This is a genomic window from Cohnella sp. GbtcB17, assembly GCF_019091135.1.
Taxonomy (GTDB): Bacteria; Bacillota; Bacilli; order Paenibacillales; family Paenibacillaceae; genus Cohnella.
The window spans coordinates 25,844-48,128 of sequence record NZ_JAGXJW010000013.1 but is presented as its reverse complement, the minus strand read 5'-3'; the positions used below and the strand labels follow the sequence as shown (position 1 = coordinate 48,128).

At 61.9% G+C, this 22,285-nt stretch carries 21 protein-coding genes and 1 pseudogene; 9 read left to right on the top strand and 13 right to left on the bottom strand.

Annotated elements, in window-relative coordinates:
• The first annotated feature begins 9 nt into the window (after nt 1-9).
• Nucleotides 10-171, top strand: a complete 162-nt coding sequence (locus KVT38_RS09215; RefSeq protein WP_217593413.1) for a hypothetical protein — start codon at nt 10-12, stop codon at nt 169-171.
• A 101-nt stretch (nt 172-272) separates the two neighbouring features.
• On the opposite strand, the gene KVT38_RS09210 is transcribed toward KVT38_RS09215, so the two are convergent.
• Nucleotides 273-563: a DUF6509 family protein gene (locus KVT38_RS09210; RefSeq protein WP_217593412.1), complete on the bottom strand. Its 291-nt coding sequence runs from the start codon at nt 561-563 to the stop codon at nt 273-275.
• A 132-nt stretch (nt 564-695) separates the two neighbouring features.
• Here KVT38_RS09210 and KVT38_RS09205 point away from each other — a divergent pair, with 132 nt between their 5' ends.
• Nucleotides 696-920 carry a hypothetical protein gene (locus KVT38_RS09205; protein WP_217593411.1) on the top strand — a complete coding sequence of 75 codons (225 nt, stop codon included), beginning with the start codon at nt 696-698 and terminating at the stop codon, nt 918-920.
• 49 nt (nt 921-969) lie between these two features.
• On the opposite strand, the gene KVT38_RS09200 is transcribed toward KVT38_RS09205, so the two are convergent.
• The 5 genes from KVT38_RS09200 to greA all read right to left on the bottom strand — a co-directional run bounded on the left by KVT38_RS09200 (nt 970) and on the right by greA (nt 3,543).
• Nucleotides 970-1,605, bottom strand: coding sequence for a hypothetical protein (locus tag KVT38_RS09200; RefSeq protein WP_217593410.1), 636 nt, complete (start codon nt 1,603-1,605; stop codon nt 970-972).
• A gap of 151 nt (nt 1,606-1,756) precedes the next feature.
• Nucleotides 1,757-1,897 (bottom strand): paeninodin family lasso peptide, encoded by a 141-nt coding sequence (locus KVT38_RS09195; protein ID WP_217593409.1) that lies wholly within the window; start codon nt 1,895-1,897, stop codon nt 1,757-1,759.
• A gap of 201 nt (nt 1,898-2,098) precedes the next feature.
• Complete coding sequence (locus KVT38_RS09190) at nt 2,099-2,641, bottom strand: GNAT family N-acetyltransferase (RefSeq protein ID WP_217593408.1); 543 nt, start codon at nt 2,639-2,641, stop codon at nt 2,099-2,101.
• A gap of 101 nt (nt 2,642-2,742) precedes the next feature.
• On the bottom strand, nt 2,743-3,000 hold the full coding sequence (locus tag KVT38_RS09185; RefSeq protein ID WP_217593407.1) for a hypothetical protein: 258 nt from the start codon (nt 2,998-3,000) through the stop codon (nt 2,743-2,745).
• A gap of 72 nt (nt 3,001-3,072) precedes the next feature.
• Nucleotides 3,073-3,543: a transcription elongation factor GreA gene (greA, locus tag KVT38_RS09180; protein ID WP_217593406.1), complete on the bottom strand. Its 471-nt coding sequence runs from the start codon at nt 3,541-3,543 to the stop codon at nt 3,073-3,075.
• Between the two features lie 170 nt (nt 3,544-3,713).
• Here greA and KVT38_RS09175 point away from each other — a divergent pair, with 170 nt between their 5' ends.
• From KVT38_RS09175 to KVT38_RS09165, 3 genes are all read left to right on the top strand, one after another.
• Nucleotides 3,714-3,860 carry a hypothetical protein gene (locus KVT38_RS09175; protein WP_217593405.1) on the top strand — a complete coding sequence of 49 codons (147 nt, stop codon included), beginning with the start codon at nt 3,714-3,716 and terminating at the stop codon, nt 3,858-3,860.
• A gap of 151 nt (nt 3,861-4,011) precedes the next feature.
• Nucleotides 4,012-4,476 carry a MarR family winged helix-turn-helix transcriptional regulator gene (locus tag KVT38_RS09170; protein ID WP_217593404.1) on the top strand — a complete coding sequence of 155 codons (465 nt, stop codon included), beginning with the start codon at nt 4,012-4,014 and terminating at the stop codon, nt 4,474-4,476.
• Complete coding sequence (locus KVT38_RS09165; protein ID WP_217593403.1) at nt 4,460-5,818, top strand: MFS transporter; 1,359 nt, start codon at nt 4,460-4,462, stop codon at nt 5,816-5,818. Before KVT38_RS09170 ends, KVT38_RS09165 begins: the two co-directional genes overlap by 17 nt.
• A gap of 42 nt (nt 5,819-5,860) precedes the next feature.
• Here KVT38_RS09165 and KVT38_RS09160 read toward each other — a convergent pair whose 3' ends face one another.
• From KVT38_RS09160 to uxaC, 6 genes and pseudogenes are all read right to left on the bottom strand, one after another.
• Complete coding sequence (locus KVT38_RS09160) at nt 5,861-6,889, bottom strand: glycoside hydrolase family 88/105 protein (RefSeq protein WP_217593402.1); 1,029 nt, start codon at nt 6,887-6,889, stop codon at nt 5,861-5,863.
• 26 nt (nt 6,890-6,915) lie between these two features.
• Nucleotides 6,916-7,038 (bottom strand): annotated as a pseudogene (locus KVT38_RS09155) (carbohydrate ABC transporter permease); the annotation flags it as partial.
• A 424-nt stretch (nt 7,039-7,462) separates the two neighbouring features.
• Nucleotides 7,463-9,157 (bottom strand): glycoside hydrolase family 3 protein, encoded by a 1,695-nt coding sequence (locus KVT38_RS09150; RefSeq protein WP_217593401.1) that lies wholly within the window; start codon nt 9,155-9,157, stop codon nt 7,463-7,465.
• Between the two features lie 272 nt (nt 9,158-9,429).
• On the bottom strand, nt 9,430-11,052 hold the full coding sequence (locus tag KVT38_RS09145) for a UxaA family hydrolase (protein ID WP_217593400.1): 1,623 nt from the start codon (nt 11,050-11,052) through the stop codon (nt 9,430-9,432).
• Complete coding sequence (locus KVT38_RS09140) at nt 11,049-12,596, bottom strand: tagaturonate reductase (RefSeq protein ID WP_217593399.1); 1,548 nt, start codon at nt 12,594-12,596, stop codon at nt 11,049-11,051. The genes KVT38_RS09145 and KVT38_RS09140 overlap by 4 nt, the downstream gene beginning before the upstream one ends.
• A complete protein-coding gene (uxaC, locus tag KVT38_RS09135; protein ID WP_217593398.1) occupies nt 12,593-14,047 on the bottom strand; it encodes a glucuronate isomerase in 1,455 nt (484 codons plus the stop codon). The genes KVT38_RS09140 and uxaC overlap by 4 nt, the downstream gene beginning before the upstream one ends.
• Nucleotides 14,048-14,204: 157 nt before the next feature.
• Between uxaC and KVT38_RS09130 the strand changes: the two genes are divergently transcribed.
• Nucleotides 14,205-15,068: an AraC family transcriptional regulator gene (locus tag KVT38_RS09130; protein ID WP_217593397.1), complete on the top strand. Its 864-nt coding sequence runs from the start codon at nt 14,205-14,207 to the stop codon at nt 15,066-15,068.
• Between the two features lie 93 nt (nt 15,069-15,161).
• Here KVT38_RS09130 and KVT38_RS09125 read toward each other — a convergent pair whose 3' ends face one another.
• Nucleotides 15,162-16,451: a Gfo/Idh/MocA family protein gene (locus KVT38_RS09125; RefSeq protein WP_217593396.1), complete on the bottom strand. Its 1,290-nt coding sequence runs from the start codon at nt 16,449-16,451 to the stop codon at nt 15,162-15,164.
• A 129-nt stretch (nt 16,452-16,580) separates the two neighbouring features.
• Between KVT38_RS09125 and KVT38_RS09120 the strand changes: the two genes are divergently transcribed.
• The 3 genes from KVT38_RS09120 (at nt 16,581) to KVT38_RS09110 (ending at nt 22,277) form a co-directional block, all read left to right on the top strand.
• Nucleotides 16,581-17,441 carry an AraC family transcriptional regulator gene (locus KVT38_RS09120; protein ID WP_217593395.1) on the top strand — a complete coding sequence of 287 codons (861 nt, stop codon included), beginning with the start codon at nt 16,581-16,583 and terminating at the stop codon, nt 17,439-17,441.
• Nucleotides 17,442-17,566: 125 nt separating this feature from the next.
• Nucleotides 17,567-21,001, top strand: coding sequence for a response regulator (locus KVT38_RS09115; protein WP_217593394.1), 3,435 nt, complete (start codon nt 17,567-17,569; stop codon nt 20,999-21,001).
• A 25-nt stretch (nt 21,002-21,026) separates the two neighbouring features.
• Nucleotides 21,027-22,277 carry an ATP-binding response regulator gene (locus tag KVT38_RS09110; RefSeq protein ID WP_217593393.1) on the top strand — a complete coding sequence of 417 codons (1,251 nt, stop codon included), beginning with the start codon at nt 21,027-21,029 and terminating at the stop codon, nt 22,275-22,277.
• The last annotated feature ends 8 nt before the right edge of the window (nt 22,278-22,285 follow it).

Here is a 22,285-nt window from a genome sequence, read left to right as displayed (position 1 = left end):
GGTTCGACCATGTCCATCGAGCAGCGCAACGTCGAGTACGAACAACACAACGTCGAAAAAAAATACGATTCGAGCCTCGTCGCCTCGACCTTCATCAAGTATGCCGCGTACGTCCTCATCTTTTTCGGCGTTCTGTATTTCCTGGCCCGCTATATCATTCCGAAGTTTTGAGGCATGCGCCGCCCGTGTTACGTTACGAAAAAGCAGGCAAGGCCGAACGCCCCTTCGTTCGTCAGGGACGCTTGGCCTTGCCTGCTTGCCGTGCATCGGGATTACTCGTCTTCCGGCAGGTGCGACGCGCAAAAGGCGGCCAGCTCGGCGAGCTCCTCGGGCTCCGCGTCCAGCGGCAGGTAGCGGTTCGTCGTCTTCTCCGTCCAGTCGCAAGTCAAAATGCCCGACGCCTCGCCATCGTCCTTGTAGACGACGCGCGCGTAGACGCCGTGCTCCGAATAGAGCTCGTCCTCTTCGTCCACTTCGACCTCCAGCTTGAACTCGTACCTCCGCCCGCTCAGAATGCCGAACGGGTCCTTGACCAGCTCGACCGAATATGCCGTGATGTTCATCCGTCGCCCTCCCTATCAATTGACTGCGTTAACAGTATACAACGCCGGCACGCAAATACAACCGGCCGCCATAGCGTCTATTCCCGGCGGCATCGGTCAATAATGACGATTAAAAGGAGGCTGAGCGGCGTCATGAGAGATGCGAAGGATCAGCGACAGGAAAACGAACGGTTTTTCGAGGAAGTGAAACGCAAATATTTGGCCGACATGAAGACGCGGTTCGGCTTCACGGACCTGCAGGCGACGCAGGCCGAGAGCCTGGCGAACTGGGCGTTCGACAGCGGCTTCGGAAGCGGCGTCAGCTATGCGCGCTACGACGAAGCGATGTCGCTGCTGCGACCGGGAAGAAGGGCATAGGAGCAAGTTGGAACGGCTGACGGAGGCGTCGGCAGCATCGCGACGAGCCTTAGACTCTCTTGTCGACCGGGCGGCGGCCGGCGGGTACCCTGCGGCCGTCCGGCTCCCCTGGCCTGCGCTTCGCTTCGTCCAGCAGACGCGCGACTCTAACCTTATCCTGCATGATCCGCTCGATGTCGATCAGAACGGGGATAAGCGCGGAAGTCGGTCCCTGCATGACCGGTCCCCGCTGCTCGACGCCCAGTCCGAAGACGATCCGCAGCATGCGGTACAGCCTGCGCTCGATTAGCGCGATATAATAACGGGGAGCGAATCGCTCCGCGTGGTCGTAGAAAATCTCAAGGAACGTGCCGAAGCGCCCCTGGCGCTGGTAGGCTTCCGCGATGCACAGCTTGTCGATCTCCCAGATCCGGTAGGGAGAACTTCGAATCTCCGGCTCTTTGGAAAAAGGATGCTTGTACGGCCCTTCGACCGTACTGCGCGGATTGCCCGGGCGATAAGGGATGAATTCGATCGTTCCGATCGTTCGCCGACGGATAAAAGGCAAGCGCCCGCCGCGCAACAATACGTATCGTATGCCCTCGATGGCGCAGGGGTCGTTGCCCCATCCGTATTTGCTGCAGAAATACGCCCAGGTACGGCGGAACGACCGGTCCTGGCGTTTGCTCCCGACAAGCGCGTACATGGCGGCTCCCCTCCCGTCATCATGGCCGGACACGCAGCCTTCCGCATCCGCTTCCTTTTTATAAACACTTTTCGACCGATTCGAACGAGGCCGCGCCGCGAGCTGCGGCATATGCCTTTGCAGCCGCGGCGCCGCTTCGTTTGCGGGCTGCCTAGCTGTCCATGTCCGGCGGACAATCGTCGCCGCCGCCAGGACCGCCTGGACCGCCCGGAGGATGAACCGGCGGGAAGAACTTCATCGTCATTTTGACTTCCAGCACCTCAAGCACCGGACTCGCCCAATCCTTTTTCATAGAGACAACTCCCTTCAAAGCAGAATGTAGGTCTTCCTATTCAGATACAATATGTATCATATAGGGCAAGTCCAGATTAGCACCGCGCTATAAGACTGTCAATAGAAAATACCGATTCCAACGAACCGGTATTTTGCGTGTCCTCGGACAGGTTAGCCTGCCGTTGCACCCCTGGGTGTCATGCCCTCGCTCCCGGCCGGATTACGTCGATCGAACCAGATGCTCCCGGGTCAGGCTGTAAATACGGTGATGCTCCCAGATGCCGTGGATTTTCAAATAGTACTCGGCCAGCCCCTCGTATTTGAATCCGTTTTTCTCGATGACCCGGATCGACGCCAAATTGCGGGGCATGACGGCCGCCTGAACCCGATGCAATCCCGCATCCCCGAACGCGAAGTCCACCGCCTGCCCGAGCGCCTCCGTCATAAGGCCGCGGCCGCCTTCAGCCTCATCCATATAATAGCCGACCGTACAGCTCTCCCATGCGCCGCGCACGACATTGCTCAGATTCACGCGGCCGACCAGCTTGTCGGCGTCGCGGCTGAAGATGCCGAAGCCATAGCCGCTTCCTCGCTTCCAGTGCAGCTCGTCCTGATCCAGCATGTCGCGAATGCCGGCCGGCGTGTAGTCCCGGTCCGCGCGAATCGGCTCGAACGGCTCGAAAAACGCGCGATTGCGCCGCCGCAAATCGAGGAGCGCCGCGGTATCTCCCGCCTTCAGCCTGCGTAAGTATACGTGTGTCATCGCCTTCCCGTCCTCTCCCGTCATCCAAGTTCTGCGACTGAAAATAAAAGCTTCGCCTCTCCGAAGAAAGGCGAAGCCGTTCGGGCATCCTGCCCGCCGCTTTAATCCAACGTCGCTTTGTCAGGGCCCAGCTCCCCGGTCGGCCATGTCTCCTGAAGGCCGCGCACTTCGATATCCAGGCCGTCCGGGCCATGCGCCCGCGCGGACATCCGAACGCCTTCCGGCAGCGGCTCGCCGGTGAGCAGCCTGCAGGCCATCTCCGGGTCGTTCAGCGCGAGCAGCCGGAAAGCCTCGTCCTCCGCCGCACGCTCCTTGATTTTGTTCACGTAGGCGTACGCTTGCTCCAATGACCAGCTCATCGCCGTCACTCCTCGCCATTCGGATTTCCGGTACTGTTATTATTTATCCAGAAATCCGGCTCGCATACCACCTTAAGCTTTGATCTCCAGCAGCTCGTACTGGATCATGCCCACCGGCGCCTCGACGCTGACCGCCTCGCCTACGGCCTTGCCCATGAGCGCCTTGCCGAGCGGGCTCTCGTAAGAGATCTTCGAGGCCATGACGTCCGCTTCGGCGGGACCGACGATCCGGTATTCGATAATCTCGTCGAATTCCTTGTCCTTCAGCACGACCGTAGAGCCGACGGATACCGAATCCGCGCCCGCGCTTTTGACGACGCGCGCTTTTTTCAGCATCCGTTCGATCGTCAAAATCCGCGTCTCCATAAACGCTTGCTCTTCCTTCGCGGAGTGGTACTCGCTGTTTTCCTTCAAGTCGCCGTAGCTGATTGCCGTCTTGATGCGGGCGGCGAGCTCCCGGCGCTTCACCGTCTTCAATTCCTCCAGCTCCTGCTCAAGCTGCGCTAACCCTTCCGCGGTCAAGATAACTTCATCGGATACCATCGGTCTGCCTCCATTAATCGTGATTTGATTGGCGTAACTTCGAACGGACCGGCTAAACGGTCGATAAAAACGGATCGGCAAAAACGGCCGGTTTTGTATGCGCGGTTACAGAAATGAACGGCCCGCTTCGCCGATAATGGAGAGCGAAGCCGTTCAAAGGAGAACCCTCTATGTACCGAACCGTTAAAAAATTGCTGCTCATCGGCATCTGCGGCGCAATCGCGCTCGCCGGTACGTGGCGTCTCGTTAACGAAGCCTTCTGGGACGGCCCTGCCGATCGGCAGGTGTCTTCCTCCTCGCTCAAAGAAAGCCCCTGATTCGTTCGAACACCTCATTATAGCATAGCCCAATGTTCGTTTCCCCGTTCAAGCAGAGGCCGACAAGCGGAGGCCGGGGCACATGACCGTTGACAACCGATCGGATGTGCTTTATTTTTGTTGTACATACAAATGAATCGAGGGATGCGCGATGAATGACGCCTCGCCTGACGAAGGCTTTTTACAGAGCTGCCTGTTTTTTACCGCCAACCGGCTTGGCCGCGCCATTACGCGTATCGCCGAGGAGGAGTTCGCGCCGACCGGATTGACGCCGATGTACGGCTACGCGATCCGTCTCGTCAACGGCCGGCCCGGCATTACCCAGAAGGAGCTGGCGGAAAAGCTGAGCATCGCCCCGTCCACACTGACGCGGTTCGTCGACAAGCTGGAGGTCAAGCAGCTCGTCCGCCGCAGCGTGCAGGGCAAGACGGTGATGCTCTATCCGACGCCCAAGGGGCAGTCGCTGGAGGGAGAGATTCGGCTGGCTTCGAAGCGCTTGAAGGCCAGATACAAGGAGATTTTGGGCGATGCGGCCGCCGATGCGCTGTCCGACGGCATTCTGGCGGCCGGCACCCGGCTGGAGAAAGGAGCGCCCGCCGATGAGATCGACGCCTAACCCGAAGGATGCGGAAAATGGCCTACAGAGCGGCCGAGCGAGCGAAGATTTTTCGAGCGACGCTGCTGCAAGCACAGCTTCCGGACGCCGCCGGAGATTCCACTACGGCTGGACCGTGCTTGCCGTCACCTTCGTTACGCTGCTCGTGTCCGCCGGCGTGCGCTCGATGCCGAGCATTTTTATGCTGCCCTTCGAGCAGGAATACGGCTGGAGCCGGAGCGGCATCTCGAGTGTCATCTCTATCGGCATCCTGCTGTACGGACTGACGGGGCCGTTCTCCGCGGCGCTGCTGCTGCGCTTCGGCATTCGCCGCATGACCGCGCTCTCGCTCGCCGTGCTGGCCGCCGGCCTGCTGTTCACGCCGTACATGACGGCGCTGTGGCAGTTCGAGCTGCTGTGGGGCGTCGTGTCAGGGCTCGCCACCGGCATGATGGCCAACGTGCTCGGCGTCACGGTCGCCGGCCAATGGTTCGCGCATCGCCGCGGGCTTGTCGTCGGCATCCTGACGGCCAGCGCGGCGACCGGCCAGCTGCTGTTCCTGCCGCTGCTCGCCCGCATCACGGAGGAGGCCGGCTGGCGGTACGCCGTCTACGCAGCCGTCGGCGCAACGCTCGTCGCGCTCGCCGCCGTCGCGATCTGGATGCGCAATCACCCCTACGACGTAGGAGCGGCGCCTTACGGGGATACGCGAGTCGTGAAGCCGGCGCCGTTCCGCGGCAATCTGTTCCTCGCGCCGCTCGCGGCCTTGCGGGAGGGCGCGCGCACGAAGACGTTCTGGCTGCTGAGCGGCACGTTTTTCTTCTGCGGCTTCTCGACGAACGGCTTGATCGGCGCGCATCTCATCCCCGCTTGCGGCGACTTCGGCATCCCCGAGGTGACGGCCGCGGGCATGCTCGCCCTCATGGGCATGTTCGACCTCGTCGGCACGACGCTGTCCGGCTGGCTGCCCGACCGCTTCGACAGCCGCAAGCTGCTGTTCTGGTATTACGGGCTGCGCGGCCTGTCCTTGCTCTTCCTGCCCTACGCCCTCGGCGCGGGCCAGCCGCAGTTGACGCTGTTCACGGTGTTCTATGGGCTCGACTGGATCGCGACCGTGCCCCCGACCGTCAAGCTGTCGCAGGACGCCTTCGGCAAAGAGCGGGCCGGCATGATCTTCGGCTGGGTCGTCGTCACCCACCAGCTCGGCGCCTCCGTGGCCGCCTTTGCGGCGGGCACCGTCCGGGAGTGGCTCGGCAGCTACCAGGTGCCGTTTTTCGCGGCAGGCTTCGTTTGCCTGGTCGCGGCGCTCATGGCGCTCCGCATCGCGAAGCAGCGCGCGGCCGTGCGCGGAGCGGCGGCCTGAAGCGCGTGACCCTTGCGCTTCGTCGCCCCCCCTATTTCCGCTCTACCACTCCTGTCCCGATAGCAGCGACGACAGGAACACCAGCGCGAGCCCCTGACCCCAGCCCTGGATGCGCTTTTCCGACGTATCCTTGTAGCCCTGGACATCGCGCATGACCGCCGTGCCGGCCGATACGCCCGAGACCATGCCGTCCTCGGTGATGCGATCCAGAATGCCGCGTACGGAGCGGTTCACGTATTTATTGTACAGACGCCCGCGAGACAGCAGCGCCGCGGCGATTCCTGCCGAGCCCGACGTCTCGAGATACGACGACGGATCGTCCAGCACGGTGTGCCACAGCCCCGTCTCCTCGTCTTGCAGCCGCACGAGCGAGCTCAGCTGATCGCGAAGCGAGCCCTCGATGATCATGAACGATGCATGGTGTACGTCGACGAGCTCGAGCGCCCGCGCCATCGTCAGCGCAGCCCAGGCGTTGCCCCGCGCCCAGAAGACGCCGGACATGTGCGAGCCGCCAACGTTGTCCCAGCCGTGGTAATACAGGTTCGTCTTCGGATCCTGCAGGCAGTTCTCGTGGCCGTGGTATTGGCGAATGCCGTCCATGATGTAGTCCTGCCGCCCGAGCAAATGGCCGACCCGCAGCAGGAAGTAGCCCGCCATGAACATCGTGTCCACCCATGCCTGCTCGGGGAAGTCGTACGTATGCGAGTTGACCGTATGCTGGAAAATGCCTTCCCCGAAGCGCACCGCCTCGTGTGTGAGGAATTCCGCCATCTCCGTCGCCTTGTCCAAATACAGCTGCTCGCCTGTCGCCTTGTGCAGCGTGAGCAGCGAATGACCCACCGAGACCGCGTTGACCGTCAACTTTGGAATGCCATCCTCCAGCTGTTCGTCGACCCACGCCTTTAACTTTTCCAAATACGCCGTGTTCCCTGTCGCCTCATAAGCCTCGCATACGCCATAGAAAGCGACGCCCGCCGGCCAATCCCAATTGAAATCCATGCGAAACGTGCGGTCGACTACACGATCGATTGCCGCGCGTACTTCCGCTTCGTCGAAGCGCAATGCTGGCATGTCCGTTTCCCCCTTGGCGCTAATCATTAATTGAGACCGCTGGTGCTGATGCCTTCCACGATATAGCGCTGGAAGACGAAGAAGATGACGAAGATCGGGACGAGCGACAGCGTGGCCATCACGAACATGCCGCCCCGGTTGTTGACGGCAGGATTGGGCATAATTCCGGCCTACCTGACCCGCGCCTCTATCGTACCAGGACGCGCGAACGGCGACAGCGCATAATTCCGGGATAAATGTTCAAAATTCAGAGGAATTCGCCAGTGCCGGCGGCATGTGCGAGAGTAGGTGCCGACTGCGCGAGTCGGGCTGAATGTGTTTCTATGTACGAATTTTTGGGAGTGTTGGGCACAAAGCTGGCCAAATGTGTTTCTATGCAGAAATTCCTGGGAGCGTTGGGCGCAATGCCGACCGAATGTGTTTCTATGCAGGAACTCCGGGGGAGAAGGGCGCAACGCTGGCTGAATTTCTTCCTATATAGGAACTCTTGCGAGCGCTGGGCACGACGCAATTGAACGACATGCAAAACGGGACGAAGCAGGAAAACCAATCTGCTTCGTCCCGTTTTTCTAGTTAAAGATTGTCGACAGGCGCGACGCCTGCGAACGGAATCTCGCCGAACAGGGCGCGCACGAAAGCTTCGTGGGATGCCGGTACATTGCTGTAGGCGTTGACGGCCACCGGCGCCATGTCAAAGTAATCGGCGATGGCGTACGGCGAGCCGAAGCCGGCGACGACCGTCTTTTCCCTGCCGGCCGTCAGCGCGCTCCAGCAAGCCGAGGCTTCCTCCCCGCTGAAGGCGAGCGGTCCCATCGGATGATGGTGGCGCAGGATCGGCGCATACACGATCAGGTCGACTCCGGGCTCCCGCGCGATGAGATCCTCGTACCAGACGTTGCGGATGAGCTCCGTCTCGATGCCCCGCCGCTCGAACGCCTCCTTGAGCGTGACAAGATCGTCGTAGTCGGCCGTGGACGGGCTGATGCCGATGATGAGCGCCTTCCGCACCGCGCCGGCAACGAGCGGCAGCAGGCCGTTCTCGTCGCGGACGAGCGTCAGGCCGCCCTCGGCCACGCTCTGCGCCGTGCGTTCCGCGAAGGCGGCGATGTCGGCTTGCCCCGCCGGGGCCTTCACCTCGTAGGCGGGCTCGCTCGCCGCGGATGCCTCGCTGCGCGCCGCGGTCGCAGACGCTTCATCGCCGGCCGCCAGCACGCCAAACCGCCGCTTCATTTGCAGCACGCGCTCGACCGCATCGTCCAGCCGCTCCATCGTCAGCTCGCCCGTCTCGAGCGCCCTTTCCGCCGCCTCGAAGTACGTCAGCTCCGGCCAGAGCAGCATGTCCGTCCCTGCGTTCAGCGTGTGCAGGTAAGCCTCGTTGCGCTCGTACCATTTCAGATAACCGCCCATGATCAGCGCATCGCTCACGATGGCGCCCTTGAAGCCCATCTGCCGCTTCAGCAAGTCGTCGCTCAGCTCGGCCGACAGCGTCGCCGGTAGGAAGCGGCCGCCAAGCGCGGTCTGCGACTGGAACGCGGGCAGCGAGATATGCCCCGTCATGATGGAGGCCAGCCCGTCGTCGACGAGCGCCTGGAATACCGCGCCGTGCTGCGCGAGCCATTCCTCGCGCGACAGCGAGTTGACCGTCGTCGTCATATGCTGGTCGCGATAGTCGATGCCGTCGCCCGGGAAATGCTTGGCCGTCGCCGCCAGCCCGTGATCCTGCATGCCGCGGACGACCGCCTTCAGCAGCGGGATCGCCCAGGAGGGTTTGTCTGAGATCGCCCGGATCGCGGTGATCGGGTTAAAGCGGTTGACGTTCAGGTCCGCCACCGGCGAGAACGTCCAGTTTACGCCCGCGAGACCCGCTTCGAGCGCGGTCGCCTTGCCGTAGTCGTACGCGAGCTGCTCGCTGCGTGTCGCGCCGAGCGCCATCGGGAACGGCAGCTTCGTGAGGCCTGGAATCATGCTGCCGCAGCCATTTTCCAAGTCCGAGGCAAAAATGAGCGGGATGCGCGTCGCCGCCCGGTACTGCTCGGTCGCTTCCTTGACCTGCTCAAAGCCGTTGCTCGTCATGACGTCCTTGATGATCTCCGCGCCGACGAAGAAGCCGCCGACCGGGTAGCGGTCCAAAAAGGCTTCCAGGCTGCCGTGCTTTTCGATCTCCTGGGACCGGCTGGACAGCAGGACGACCGTCTGGCCGATTTTCTCCCGAACGGACAAGTCCGCGAGCCGGACGTCGCGAAGCGCAGTATCGTTGTTCGTATGCATGTTGCTCTCCCCTTCCAAGCGTGCATGCCGGCCGTGCCGGCCAACTGCTTGTATCGTGCTTTCATCGACATTATGGGCTGTTGGGAGAGGTGCGCCTACTGTAAAATATCCATTTTGTTGCCCTGCGGACTGTTCATATTTAACTTTACTGTACGGAGACGGACACGACGCGAAAAAAGGAGCGGCCTCGGCGTCATAAGCATGACGACAGAAGCGCTCCTTCGACAGTCGGTACTTTTTACGCAATGGACACGGATTCCCCAGAGGCTTGATTACAGGATGACCCCGTCCTTAAAAATCGCGATCTCGCGGAAGCCGTTCCGCTCGTTGTTCGTCTGCTTCTCGCCGGAAGCCAGGTCCACGATCTGCGCGAGCAATTCGTCCCGAAGCGCATCCATGCTCATGCCTTCGATCAGACGACCCGCGTTGAAGTCAATCCAGTTTTTCTTCCGGTCCGCAAGCTGGGAGTTGGTGGCGATCTTCACGGTCGGCACCGGCCCGCCGAACGGCGTGCCGCGCCCGGTCGTGAACAGCACGACGTGCGCGCCCGCGGCGGACAAAGCGGTGACCGAGACGAGATCGTTGCCCGGCGCCTGCACGAGGTTGAGCCCCGGCTTGCGGGAAGGCTCGCCGTACGCCAGCACGTCGGTGACCGTCGCATGTCCGCCCTTTTGCGTGCAGCCGAGCGACTTCTCCTCGAGTGTCGTGATGCCGCCGTCCTTGTTGCCCGGCGACGGATTCTCGTAGATCTCCTGACCGTGGCGGATGAAGTAGTCCTTGAAGTCGTTGACGAGCTTCACGATGTCCCCGAACACGGCTTCGTCCGCCGCCCGCTCCATCAGGATCGTCTCCGCGCCGAACATCTCCGGCACCTCGGTCAGCAGCGCCGTGCCGCCGACCGAAGTGATGGCGTCGGCTACGCGGCCGACGAGCGGATTCGCGGTGATGCCGGAGAAGCCGTCGGAACCGCCGCATTTAAGCCCGATGCGCAGCTTCGACAGCGGCACGTCCGTCCGGACGAAGCGCTCCGCATAATCGACCAGCTCGCCGATCAGCGACAGCCCCTCCTCGAGCTCGTCTTCGACCTCCTGCGACTTCATGAACTTCACGCGTTCGGGGTTGTAGTCGCCGATGACTTTCTTGAACGCGTCGACCTGGTTGTTCTCGCAGCCGAGACCGATGACGAGCACGCCGGCCGCGTTGCCGTGCCGCACGAGCGCGGCCAGCAGCTTCTGCGTCGCGGTCAGGTCGTCGCCGAGCTGGGAGCAGCCGTACGGATGCGGAAAATGGAACACGCCGTCGATGCCGCGCCCTTCGAACTGCCGCGTCGCCAGGCGGGCGAGCGTCTCGCAAGTCTTGTTGATGCAGCCGACGGTATTCACGATCCAGATTTCGTTGCGGATGCCGACCTGTCCGTCATCGCGCACGTAGCCTTTGAAGGTCGACTGTCCGCCGGGAAAAGAAGCTGCCTGGGTCACCGCCTCCGCGCCGGATGCGGCGATTCCTGGCTTGTACGTGTACTCCAGCACTGCGCCCAGACCGGTCTTGAGGTTATGCGTATGCACCCAGTCGCCGACCGCGATGTCTTCCTTCGCGATGCCGATCGAATAGCCGAACTTGTTCACATGCTGTCGGGCCGCGACAGGCCGGATTAATAGCTTGTGCCCGCGCGGCACGTCACGCAGCGCGCGCACCGCGCCTTCGCCGCCCGCGCCGTCCGACCAGTCCACGGTCTCGCCGGCGCGGATGTCTCGCAGCGCGATAGCCACCTGGTCGCGCGGATTCAGCACGACAGTGTCGCTCGCCGCCGCGACCGCTGCCGTGCCGGCAGCCGCGGCGCCGTTGGCGCCGTTGGTTCCGGCCGCTGCCGCCTGCGTCGTATCCTTCTCGCTCATCGTGCGCTCGCCTCCATTTTCGTCAGCGCGCCGGCCAGCGCCGCGCGCAGCCCTTCGATTTCGCCCAGGTTCCGTCCCCACCAATCGATGCGCCCGAGGATATCCGCGACGAGATCTTCCAGCGTCATCTCTCCAAGCTCCAGCCGCGCCCATAGTGCAGCCAGCTCCGTCAGCGCGGCCGCATCGTCCCGCAGCGCGACCGGACTGCCGTCCAGCCGGCTGCCTGCAAACCCGCCGTCCCCCGTCTCCCGCGCGCGGTACAGCCTCAGCAGCGAGGCGAACGCCTCCACGATGCGCGGCGGCAGCTCCCCCGTTCGCGCGGCATATGCTTCAAGCGTCGGCAGCAGCCGCACCTTGAACTTGGACAGGCTGTTCAAGGCGATATCGGCCAGCTTGTGCCGGACATGCGGGTTCGCGAAGCGCTCCAGCACCTCGTCGGCATAACGGCGCATGTCCGCCTCCGGCAGCGGTACGGACGGCACGATCTCATTCATAATCGCGTCGCGGATCAGCTCGCCGTACATCGGATGCGAGACCGCCTCGCGCACCGTCTCCAGCCCGTTCAGCAGCCCGACGCTCGCCATCAGCGTGTGCGCGCCGTTGAGGATGCGCACCTTGCGCAGCTGGTACGGCCGCAGGTCATCCGTCCACAGCGCGTTCAGCCCCGCGCGCGCCAGCGGCAGCCTCGCGTCCAGCGTGGCCTCGCCCTCGATCGCCCACAGATGGTAAGGCTCCGCCGCGTTCAACAGCCGGTCTTCGGCGCCTTGCGCCGCGAACACGCGCTCGGCCTCCTCGGCCGGGTACCCGGTCACGATCCGGTCGACGAGATTGTTGAGGAAGCGATTATGCTCGCGAATCCACGCTTTGAACGCCACGGACAGTCCCCAATCTTCCGCGTGCCGCAGCACGATGTCCCGCAGCTTGTCGCCGTTGTGCTCAACCAGCTCGCAAGGCAGCAGCAGCAAGCCTTTCGCCGGTTCGCCGCCGAACGTCTCGAACCGCCTGTGCAGCAGCGCCGTCAGCTTGCCCGGGTACGACAGGATCGGCTGCTCCGGCTGCCATTCGGACGCTTGATAGACCAGCCCCGCCTCCGTCGTATTCGAAATGACGACTTCAAGCGCCGGTTCCTCCCCCAGCGCCAGGAATCGCTCCCACTCTGCATACGGGTCGACCGTCAGCGCGAACGCAGACACCAGGTCCAGCTCGTCGACCGGACGACCGTCCTGCAGGCCGCGAATCCATTGGTAATACAATCCGTCCTGCTCCCGCAGCTCCGCCAGCTTGGCCGCGCCCGACGGGCGAGGCTGACAGACGGCGACGCCACCCTCGAACAGCCCCTGCCGGTTGCAGCGGTCGATCATCCAGTCTGCGAATCCTCGCAGGAAGTTGCCTTCGCCGATCTGCAGCACTTTGACCGGATACGCCTTCATCCGGTCGTAACGCGCTACCGCTTCTCCGGTAAGCGTCGCCCGGCTCAGACGAGGCAGCGCCTCCCCGCCCGCAGCCGCCACGTTAGCGCGCTCCGCGCCCGCGCCCCCGCTCATACGCCGCCCGCCGTCCGCGCGATCTCGATGCGGGCGGAGTCGGCGCCGAAGCGGAAGTATGCTTCCGCATTGCGGTAGCAGACGCCCTCGACGATCTCGCCGAGCAGCTCCTGATCGTCCGGCACGAGGCCCGACTCGACCCAGTCGCCGAGCAGATTGCACAGGATGCGGCGGAAATACTCATGCCGCGGATACGACAGGAAGCTGCGGGAGACGGTCAGCATGCCGACGAACCGGCTCAGCAGCCCCATGTTCGCGAGCGACTTCAGCTGTGCGAGCATGCCGTCGATCGTATCGTTAAACCACCAGGCGGAGCCGAGCTGGATTTTCCCCGGAATGCCGTCCCCCTGGAAGCTGCCGATGATCGAAGCGAGCACGTCGTTGTCCCCGGCGTTCAGCGAATACAGTATCGTGCGCGGCAGGCCGCCCTGCCGCTCGATCCCGTCGAGTAGCTTGACGAGCGGGCCCGCGAGCGCACCCGCGTTGATCGAGTCGAAGCCGGTATCCGGGCCGAGGCGCTCGAACATCGCCGTGTTGTTGTTGCGGTGCGCGTGGATGTGCAGCTGCATCGTCCAGCCGCGTTCGGCGTATTGGCGCCCAAGGAACAGCAGCGTGAACGTCTTGTACTGCGCCTCTTCATGCAAGGACACCGCTTCACCGCGCAGCGCCTTCGCATAGATCGCCGCGGCCTGCTCCTGCGTCGCGTCGGCATGCATGACGGTATCGATCGCATGGTCGGACAGCAGACAGCCGGTGTCGTGGAAAAATTGCACGCGCTCGCCCAGCGCCTTCAGCAGCAAGCCGTAGTCGGACAGCTCGTAGCCGCATGCCTCGCGAAGACGCGCCAGCCACGGAAGGAACGTCGCACGGTTGATCTCCAGCGCCTTGTCCGGACGGAACGACGGGCGCACCTGGAAGCCGTGGCGGTCCTCTTCGATCAGCTTGCGGTGGTACTCGAGCGTGTCCGCCGGATCGTCGGTCGTGCAGACGACGCGCACATTCGAGCCGCGCACGAGATCTTGGGGGGTGAAGCCGCCGCCCTGGATTTTGGCGTTCGCCTTTTCCCAGATGACCGGCGCGTTCTTCTCGTTGATCAGCTCGTCGATGCCGAACAGCCGGCGCAGCTCGAGGTGCGACCAGTGGTAGAGGGGGTTGCCGATCGCCATTGGCACCGTTTTCGCATAGGCCAAAAACCGGTCGTAGTCGGAGACGCCGTCACCGCCGGTGACGTACTGCTCGGGAACGCCGTTCGCGCGCATCGCCCGCCATTTGTAATGGTCCCCGTACAGCCACACCTCGGTCAGGTTCGCGAACGGTTTATTGTCGTAGATCGCCTTCGGATCGAGATGGCAATGGTAGTCGATGATCGGCATCGGCGCAGCGAACCGCTCGTAAAGCATCGCGGCCGTGTCGGTATTCAGCAGGAAGCGGTCGTCCATGAACGCTCTCACAGGTATTCAACCTCCATATCGTAATATGCAATCGCTTTCTACCCCTCAGATTATCGCAAAAAAGGTTGGAAGTCTCCGCGATTTTTGCTTATATTATAAAAAATCAACCTATTTTGCTCAGATGCGTACGATTGGGCGCCGGAAGGAGCAAACGCGAATGTACGACGAGACGGACGCTTTGACGTACGGCGACGAAGAATCGGACTTTTATTACCACCGCATACGGCGCACCCGGCCCTTCGAGCGGACGAATCACTATCACCGCACGTACGAAATTTATTACCTCGTCTCGGGCGAGCGGCTTTACTTTATCAAGGAAGAAACGCATCATGTCGCCGCCGGCTCGCTCGTCTTCATCGACAAGCAGCAGGTGCACAAATCGTCGATGAAGGACTCGCACGCGCACGAGCGCGTCGTCATCAACTTCAGCGACGCCTTTCTCGGCATGGAGCGGCTGCCGCACTACGACGAGCTGTTCCGCGTATTCCGCGACGGCTCGCGGGTGTTCCGCCTGTCGCCCTACGAGCAGGCCGGCGTGCTCGCGCTGCTGAACCGGATGGGCGCCGAGATCGCGGGCCGCCAGCCGGGCTTCGAGACCGGGCTGCGCCTGCTCCTCGCGGAGCTGCTGCTGCTGGCTTCCCGGCTGCCGGATTCAGGCAGCGAGGAAGGGCAGGCCTCGGCCCATCCGCTCCACAGCAAGATCGCCGACGTCGTCAGGCATCTGAATGCCCGCTACTCGGATAACGTGACTTTGCCGGATCTGGCCGCCCGCTTTTACATGAGCCCCTCTCACCTCAGCCGAACCTTCAAGGCGGTGACCGGCTTTACGCTGGTCGGCTACCTGAACCTGATCCGGGTGCGCGAGGCGCAGACGCTGCTGCGCGAGACGAACCGCAAGATCATCGACGTCGCGGCGGCCTCCGGCTTTGACAGCGTGACGCACTTTGAGCGCACGTTCAAAAAGACAGCCAAACTGACGCCCATGCAGTATCGCAAGCTGCATGATCGGCCGCGCGACTAGCCCTGTCCGCATAGACAGGATTCATCAGGACGTTTCGCCAAACCGAAAAGACGCCTCCCCTTACGGAGAAGCGCCCGTCAACCAAGGTCTCTTTTAATAAAACTTCACAAGCTCGTCGACCTTGACCGCCTGACCGGTGCGGATCGACTTATTGGCCGCGATGCCCGTCAAAATGGAGCGCGCGCCGTCCACGTGGTTCGCCGCCCGATGGAACTCGTCCTCCACCGGCACGCCGAAGATGTCGTTCAGCAGTACCGGATCGCCGCCCCCGTGTCCGCCTTCGCCCACCTCGAATTCGGCCTTATACGGCTCGCCGAACATCGGGAACACGAGGATCGTGACGCCCTGCACGGCGCCCTCGAGCGCCTTGTCCCCGCCCGAATTGACGTACGACTGTTCCACGATCTTCATCTCGATGCGGCCCTTTGTGCCGTTGAACGCGATCTGGTAGCCTTCCCAAGGCAGATAAGCGTTCAGCGAGTAAGTCAGCTGCGCTTTGTTCTTGTACTTCACGAGCACGCTCATCGTGTCCTCAATCGAGATGCCGTCGCCGAACACGCTCTGGTCGCGCCGGTAGCCGTCTTCCGGCTCGGCGTCGAGGTACATCGCCTTCAGATGCGGATTGTCGTCGAGCGGCAGGGCGAACGGATCCCCGGCGGCGTTCGGATTGCCGGTCGCACGCTCGTAGAACTTGGTGACGCCGCGCCTCTCCGCGTTTTCCCGGCCGTAGAAGAGCAGGTCGCCCATCGCGAACACGGTGTCCGGCTGCGAGCCGATCCAGAAGTTCACCAGGTCGAAGTGGTGCGTCGACTTGTGTACAAGCAGGCCGCCGCTGTTGCGCTTGTCCCGGTGCCAGCGGCGGAAGTAGTCCGCGCCGTGCTGCGTGTTCAGCAGCCATTCGAAGTGGATTGACGTGACATCGCCGATGACGCCGCTCCCGATCAGCTCGCGTGCTTTCGTATGATGCGGCGCGTACCGGTAGTTGAACGTGACGCGCACGCTCCGTCCCGTCCGCTCGACCGCGTCGAGAATTTCCTGGCACTTCTCCTCGTCGACGGTCATCGGCTTCTCGGTGATGACGTCGCAGCCGAGCTCAAGCGCCCGGATAATGTACGTATGGTGCGTCCGGTCAACGCTCGTCACGATGACGGCATCCGGCTTTTCAAGCGCGATCATCCGGTCGAATTCGTTGCTCTTATAGGTACGCACCGCCGGATAGTCGTACTTTTCCGTCAGCAGCTTATTCGCGTAGTCCATGCGGGTCTGGTTAATGTCGCAAAAGGCGAGCAGCTCGCTCGTCTCGCGAAACGAAGTAGCGATCGCTGAGTAAAAAAATTCCGCTCTCCCCCCTGCGCCTACCTGTACGTACGTCTTTCTTGCCATCGTTGCCATCTCTCCTCGTCTTCAAGCATCTTATGAGGAAAATGTACCGCAAAATGTGCTTATTCGCTCCGCAATTTATGTTATTATTTTTGAAAACCCGCATTTTTTGTCCTTACGGAGGCGATTGCGTTGAACTTAAGCAGCACGCTTCGATACGGAGACCCTCACGATCCCTTTTACGTCGAATACAATCGGAGAAAAGGCCATTATTCGATGGTCGCTGACCATATGCACGGGCAGCACGAGCTTTATTATCTGCTCGGCGGCGAGCGGTTTTACTTCATTAAGGACCGCGCCTACCAGGTTCAGTCCGGCGATCTCGTGATCGTGCCCGGCGACGAGGTCCACAAGACGAGCGACACAGGCGTGCCCAACCACGAGCGCGTCGTGCTCTATTACGACGAACGTTATTTCGCGCAATTCAGCGAAGCGGAAGCCGAGCTGCTGCGCTCGCCGTTCCGCGGAAATCGCCACCTGCTGCGGCTGGACGCGCCCGAACGCCTTCGGGTTGAACAGCTGCTGTACGGCATGCTGCGCGAGATTCAGGATCGTGAGCCCGGCTGCTCCCTGCCGATTCGCCATGCAGCCGCCGAGCTGCTGCTGTTCGCGGCCCGGCATGCGCGCGGCGCGGAGGCCGAAGCCGAGGAGAACCCGTCGCCTACAGCCGCCAAGATGACGGAGGTCGCGCGGCATATCGCCGCGAATTTTCGCGAGCCGATCACGCTGGACGAGCTTGGCAGCCGCTTTTATTTAAGCCCCAGCTATCTGAGCCGCACCTTTAAAAAGTGCACCGGCTTCGGCATCGCCGAATACGTCGGCATTACACGGATCAAGGAAGCGCAGCGGCTGCTTCGCGAGACGGACGCGCGCATCACCGAGATTTCGGAAGAAGCGGGCTTCGAAAATTTCTCCCACTTCGAAAAGGTATTCAAAGCTTTTACCCGCATGACGCCCCGAAGCTACAGGACCCAGTTCCGGCGTCCGGGTTAAATGTGCAGGCCGCGTTCAGCGGGCGTTCTATATCTATCTTCCTACAGGAAAGTTATAATTGTATGTATCGTTTATCGTTCGCGTACTCTCATCCCATCCATCATCTCGACGCGAAGGCGGTTTTTATGAATATTACGAAAAAAATTTGGGGCCTCGGCCTTGCGTTTTTGCTGCTCCTCGGAGGCCTAACGGCGATTGCCTCCGTCTATACGCACGGACAAATGCTGGCGCTCTCGATCGCGCTCGGCGCGCTCGGCCTTAGCGCCGGCGCCTACCTGATCGCCACCGTTCATCGAAGCATCTTTACGGGCATGCGGCGCATCTCCCGGATCGTCGACGATATGGCTGCAGGCAGGACGGACGTATCCGCGCACGACGATTCGGCGGACGGCGAATTCGGCGAGCTCGCACGCCGTTTCCGGGAACTGGCCGTGTCTCTCCACCACAAGACGGAGCAAGAACGCCAGCTGCGCGAAGACGCGGAAAACGAGATTTGGGTCAACGCCAACGTATCGGAAATGGCTATTCTGCTTCAAGGCTCCGTGCAGGTGCAGGAAGCTTCCCGCATCTTCATGAGCAAGCTGGCCGGCGCGCTCGGCGCAAGCTGCGGGGCGTTGTACGTGAAGCGCGGCGAAGCGCTCCACTTCGCCGCCGGCTACGCGTACGACGATGCCAGGCAGGAGCGCAAGCCTATTCCGCTCGGCGTCGGACTGGTCGGACAAGCCGCGCTCGACAAGAAGCCGGTCGTCATGCGCGATCTGCCGGCGGACTACATCAAGATCAGCTCCGGGCTTGGCGAAACGCCTCCCTCCTATCTGACGCTCGTGCCAATCCTATACGAAAACGAAACCGTCGGCATCGTAGAGCTGGCCTCCCTTCACGCGTTTTCTCCGCGCGAGCGGCAGCTGATCGACCGGGTGTCCGCGAACATGGGCATCCTGTTCAACACGCTCGCCGATATTGCGCGAATCGACGAGCTGCTGCGTCATACCCAGAAGCAGAAGGAAGAGCTCGAAGCGCAGACGGAGGAGCTGCAGTCGCAGACTGAAGAGCTGGCTGCCCAGACCGAGGAGCTCCGCACGCAGACCGAAGAGCTCGACGCGCAGGCCAGACAAATCGGCGAAGCCAACGAGACGCTGCGCACGGAAGTGCTGCTTACCGCGCGCCAGAAGGAAGAGATCGCGGCGCAAGCCGAGTCCCTCGCGCGGCAAAAGGAGGAAATTGCGCAGCAAGCGGACTCGCTCGCCGACCAGGCGGAAGAGCTCCGGGTGCAGGCGGACGAGCTGCGCGTCTCCAACGAGCAGTTGAAGACGGAAATGGCGCTTACCGCGCGGCAAAAGGACGAGATCCAGCAGCAGGCCGAGGAGATTTTTATGGCCGCCCAGTACAAGTCCGAATTTCTCGCCAACGTCTCCCTCGAGCTGCGGACGCCGCTCAACAGCCTGCTGATTCTCTCGCAGATTCTCGCGGAGAACCGGACCGGCAATCTGCAGCCCAAACAGCTCGAATACGTCCATACGATCTTCTCAGCCGGCAGGGATCTGCTTCGTCTGATCGACGAGATTCTCGACCTGGCCAAGCTGGAGGCCGGCAAGATGACGGCGGTGTTCGAGACGGTCCAAGTCCAGGACGTCGTCGATCACGCGTACCGTACGTTCGATCAAGTCGCCCGCGGCAAAGGCGTCGAGCTGCGCATCCGCCTGGATCCAAGGCTCCCCGCCTCCTTGAGGACAGACGGACACCGGCTTCAGCAGATTTTGGCGAATCTGCTCTCCAACGCTTTCAAGTTCACTGATAAGGGCGAGGTGTCGCTTACGGTCAGGCGAAGCGATTCTCATCCGGACGGCATTTTCTTTGAGGTCAAGGATACCGGCATCGGCATCCCCAAAGAGAAGCTCGACGGCATCTTCGAGGCGTTCCAGCAGGCGGACGGCACGACCAGCCGCAAATACGGCGGCACGGGACTCGGCCTGAGCATCTGCCGCCAGCTCGCCTCGCTGTTGGGCGGACGCATCGAAGTCTCTTCGGAGCCGGGCAAGGGCAGCATCTTCACCCTTCTCCTGTCTGAGACGGCGGAGACGGACAATTCCGTTCGGGAGCAGGAGCAGCCGTTCGGCCTAGCGGCGCCGAAGGCCCCTTCCGTTCAGGCGGCTCCGGCCGGTTCTTCCCCCGAGGCGGATTCCGCTCCGGCGAAGGAATCGACTCGGGAACCGACGCCGAGCATGCCGTCTCCGAAGGCGGATTCGGGCGCATACAAGGCTCCCCCGCGTCCCGGCGCCGACTTTGCCGAATTTTACGAATCGTTCGTGCCCGATATCTCGATCTCCAATCCGAAGCTGCTCCAGCAAGCGGTGATGGACGACGACCGAAGCGACCTGCAGCCGGGAGACACGACGCTGCTCATCATCGAGGAGGAAGAATCGTTCGCCGCCATCCTGCTCGAGCTGGCGCGCAAGCGCGGCTTCAAGGCGATCGTCTCGCTGCAGGGCGACCAGGGGCTCGCGCTCGCCCACGCCTACAAGCCAGACGCCATAGTCGTCGACGCGGATCTGCCCGTCCTGAACGGCTGGGCGATCATCAGCAGACTCAAGAGCCGTCCCGAGCTGCGCCACATCCCCGTGCACATCGTGTCCACGGCCGACGACAGCAAGCAGGGGCTATCGATGGGCGCGCTGGACTTCTGGAAAAAGCCGACCGACCGCTCGGAGCTTGAAGCCGCGTTCCTTCGGATTGAATCGTACATTCGGCGTCCGGTCAAAAACCTGCTCATCGTCGAAGACAACGACGCGCTGCGTGCCAGCCTCGTCGCTTTTATCGCGCACCCCGACGTATCCGTGACCGCGGCAGCCTCGGGCAAGGAAGCGCTGGATCAGCTGAACGCCCAGCACTTCGACTGCATGGTGCTCGATCTCGGACTCGCCGATATCTCGGGCTTCGAACTGCTGGAGCAGGTCAAGACGAACCGCAAGCTGCAGACGCTGCCGGTCATCATCTACACGGGCCGCGACCTGAGCAAGGAAGAGGAGGAGCGGCTGCGCCATTACGCGGAGAGCATCGTGCTCAAAAACGTCCAGTCGATGGAGCGGCTCTACGACGAGACCGCGCTGTATTTGCATCGCAGGCATGCCGACCTTCCGCCGGACAAGCAGCTGCTCATCGAGAAGCTGCATAACCCGGAAGCCGCCTTCGAAGGCAAGCAGATTTTGCTCGTCGACGACGATATGCGCAATATTTATGCGCTCTCCAGCGTGCTCGAGGGCTACAACATGGAGATCAGCTTCGCGCAAAACGGCAAGGAAGCGCTGCAGCACCTGAGCGTCCACCCTGGCGTCGACCTGGTCTTCATGGACATCATGATGCCCGAGATGGACGGCTACGAGACGATGCGGCGCATTCGCCAGATGCCGCAGTACGAGAATCTGGTCATCATCGCCTTGACGGCCAGAGCGATGGAAGGCGACCGCGTGAAATGCCTTCGCGCAGGCGCGTCCGACTACATCGCCAAGCCGATCAATACAACCCAGCTCGTCACGCTGCTCAAAGCGTGGCTCATCAAGTAGAACCGCCGGAAGGAATGATTGCCGCATGGAGCCTGACGTTCACATCCTTCTAGTCGACGACCGACCGGACGAGTTTTTGTCCGCGCAAGCGATTCTGGCCGACTCGCCCTACACGCTCGTGTCCGCTTCTTCGGGAGCGGAGGCGCTCAAATGCCTGCTCAAAAACGACTTCGCCCTCATTATCATGGACGTGCTGATGCCGGACATGGACGGCTTCGAGACGGCACGCCGCATCAAAATGCGCAAAAAGTCGCAGGATATCCCGATTATCTTCCTTACCTCGCTGACGTCCGAGCTGGACAATTACAAGCAGGCTTACTCGTCTGGCGCGATCGACTTCATGACCAAGCCCGTACATCCCGAGGTGCTGAAAAGCAAGATTGACGGCTTCGTGCGCCTTTACCTGACAAGGCTTGAGCTCGAACGGCAGACCAAGGAACTGGCCGCCAAAACGCAGGAGCTTGAGGCAAAGACGCGTGAGCTGGAAGCGAAAACGATTGAGCTTGAGTCACAGGCGCGCCAGATGGAAGAAGCGAACCGCGAGCTGACGCAGATGAAGGAAACGGCGGAAACCGCCTCCCGGATCAAATCGGGGTTCCTCGCGACGATGAGTCACGAGCTGCGCACGCCGCTGAACGGCATCATCGCGATGTCGGACCTGCTGATGGAGTCGGAGCTTCCGGCGGCGGACCGCGACATGGTCGATATTATCCGCACGAGCGGCAACGCGCTCCTCTCGATAATCAGCCACATTCTCGATTTTTCCAAGATCGAGTCCGGCAAAATGGATCTGGAGCTCACCCCGTTCAATTTGGCAAGCTGCATGAAGGAAACGGCGGACCTGTTCATCGCGATGCTTCGCGAGAAGGGGCTGACGCTGGCGACGGAGATCGATCCCGCGATCCCTTCGCTGCTGCTCGGAGACCCGAACCGGCTTCGCCAGGTGCTCAACAACCTGATCGGCAACGCCGTCAAGTTCACCTCTGCGGGAGGCGTGCGCGTCTATGCGCAGCTGCTGCGCAGACAGGGCGCCGAGCTGGAGCTCGAGTTTACCGTGGAGGATACCGGCGCAGGCATTCCGGAGGGACAGTACCACAGGCTGTTCCAGCCGTTTTCCCAGCTCGAAGGGATGCAGGGCGGCAAGTCCGGCGGCACGGGCCTCGGCCTGTCGATCTGCAAGACGCTGGTGGAGCTGATGGGTGGGCGAATCCACGCCAAGAAGGACGTCGCCCAGGGAGCGATATTCGTATTTACTATTAAGGCGACCGCCGTCTAGGCGGAACA

Coding starts and splice junctions, on each gene's coding strand:
- KVT38_RS09215 (WP_217593413.1), top strand. CDS start 10: ATGTCCATCGAGCAGCGCAACGTCGAGTACGAACAACACAACGTCGAA.
- KVT38_RS09210 (WP_217593412.1), bottom strand. CDS start 563: ATGAACATCACGGCATATTCGGTCGAGCTGGTCAAGGACCCGTTCGGC.
- KVT38_RS09205 (WP_217593411.1), top strand. CDS start 696: ATGAGAGATGCGAAGGATCAGCGACAGGAAAACGAACGGTTTTTCGAG.
- KVT38_RS09200 (WP_217593410.1), bottom strand. CDS start 1,605: ATGTACGCGCTTGTCGGGAGCAAACGCCAGGACCGGTCGTTCCGCCGT.
- KVT38_RS09195 (WP_217593409.1), bottom strand. CDS start 1,897: ATGAAAAAGGATTGGGCGAGTCCGGTGCTTGAGGTGCTGGAAGTCAAA.
- KVT38_RS09190 (WP_217593408.1), bottom strand. CDS start 2,641: ATGACACACGTATACTTACGCAGGCTGAAGGCGGGAGATACCGCGGCG.
- KVT38_RS09185 (WP_217593407.1), bottom strand. CDS start 3,000: ATGAGCTGGTCATTGGAGCAAGCGTACGCCTACGTGAACAAAATCAAG.
- greA (WP_217593406.1), bottom strand. CDS start 3,543: ATGGTATCCGATGAAGTTATCTTGACCGCGGAAGGGTTAGCGCAGCTT.
- KVT38_RS09175 (WP_217593405.1), top strand. CDS start 3,714: ATGTACCGAACCGTTAAAAAATTGCTGCTCATCGGCATCTGCGGCGCA.
- KVT38_RS09170 (WP_217593404.1), top strand. CDS start 4,012: ATGAATGACGCCTCGCCTGACGAAGGCTTTTTACAGAGCTGCCTGTTT.
- KVT38_RS09165 (WP_217593403.1), top strand. CDS start 4,460: ATGAGATCGACGCCTAACCCGAAGGATGCGGAAAATGGCCTACAGAGC.
- KVT38_RS09160 (WP_217593402.1), bottom strand. CDS start 6,889: ATGCCAGCATTGCGCTTCGACGAAGCGGAAGTACGCGCGGCAATCGAT.
- KVT38_RS09150 (WP_217593401.1), bottom strand. CDS start 9,157: ATGCATACGAACAACGATACTGCGCTTCGCGACGTCCGGCTCGCGGAC.
- KVT38_RS09145 (WP_217593400.1), bottom strand. CDS start 11,052: ATGAGCGAGAAGGATACGACGCAGGCGGCAGCGGCCGGAACCAACGGC.
- KVT38_RS09140 (WP_217593399.1), bottom strand. CDS start 12,596: ATGAGCGGGGGCGCGGGCGCGGAGCGCGCTAACGTGGCGGCTGCGGGC.
- KVT38_RS09130 (WP_217593397.1), top strand. CDS start 14,205: ATGTACGACGAGACGGACGCTTTGACGTACGGCGACGAAGAATCGGAC.
- KVT38_RS09125 (WP_217593396.1), bottom strand. CDS start 16,451: ATGGCAAGAAAGACGTACGTACAGGTAGGCGCAGGGGGGAGAGCGGAA.
- KVT38_RS09115 (WP_217593394.1), top strand. CDS start 17,567: ATGAATATTACGAAAAAAATTTGGGGCCTCGGCCTTGCGTTTTTGCTG.
- KVT38_RS09110 (WP_217593393.1), top strand. CDS start 21,027: ATGGAGCCTGACGTTCACATCCTTCTAGTCGACGACCGACCGGACGAG.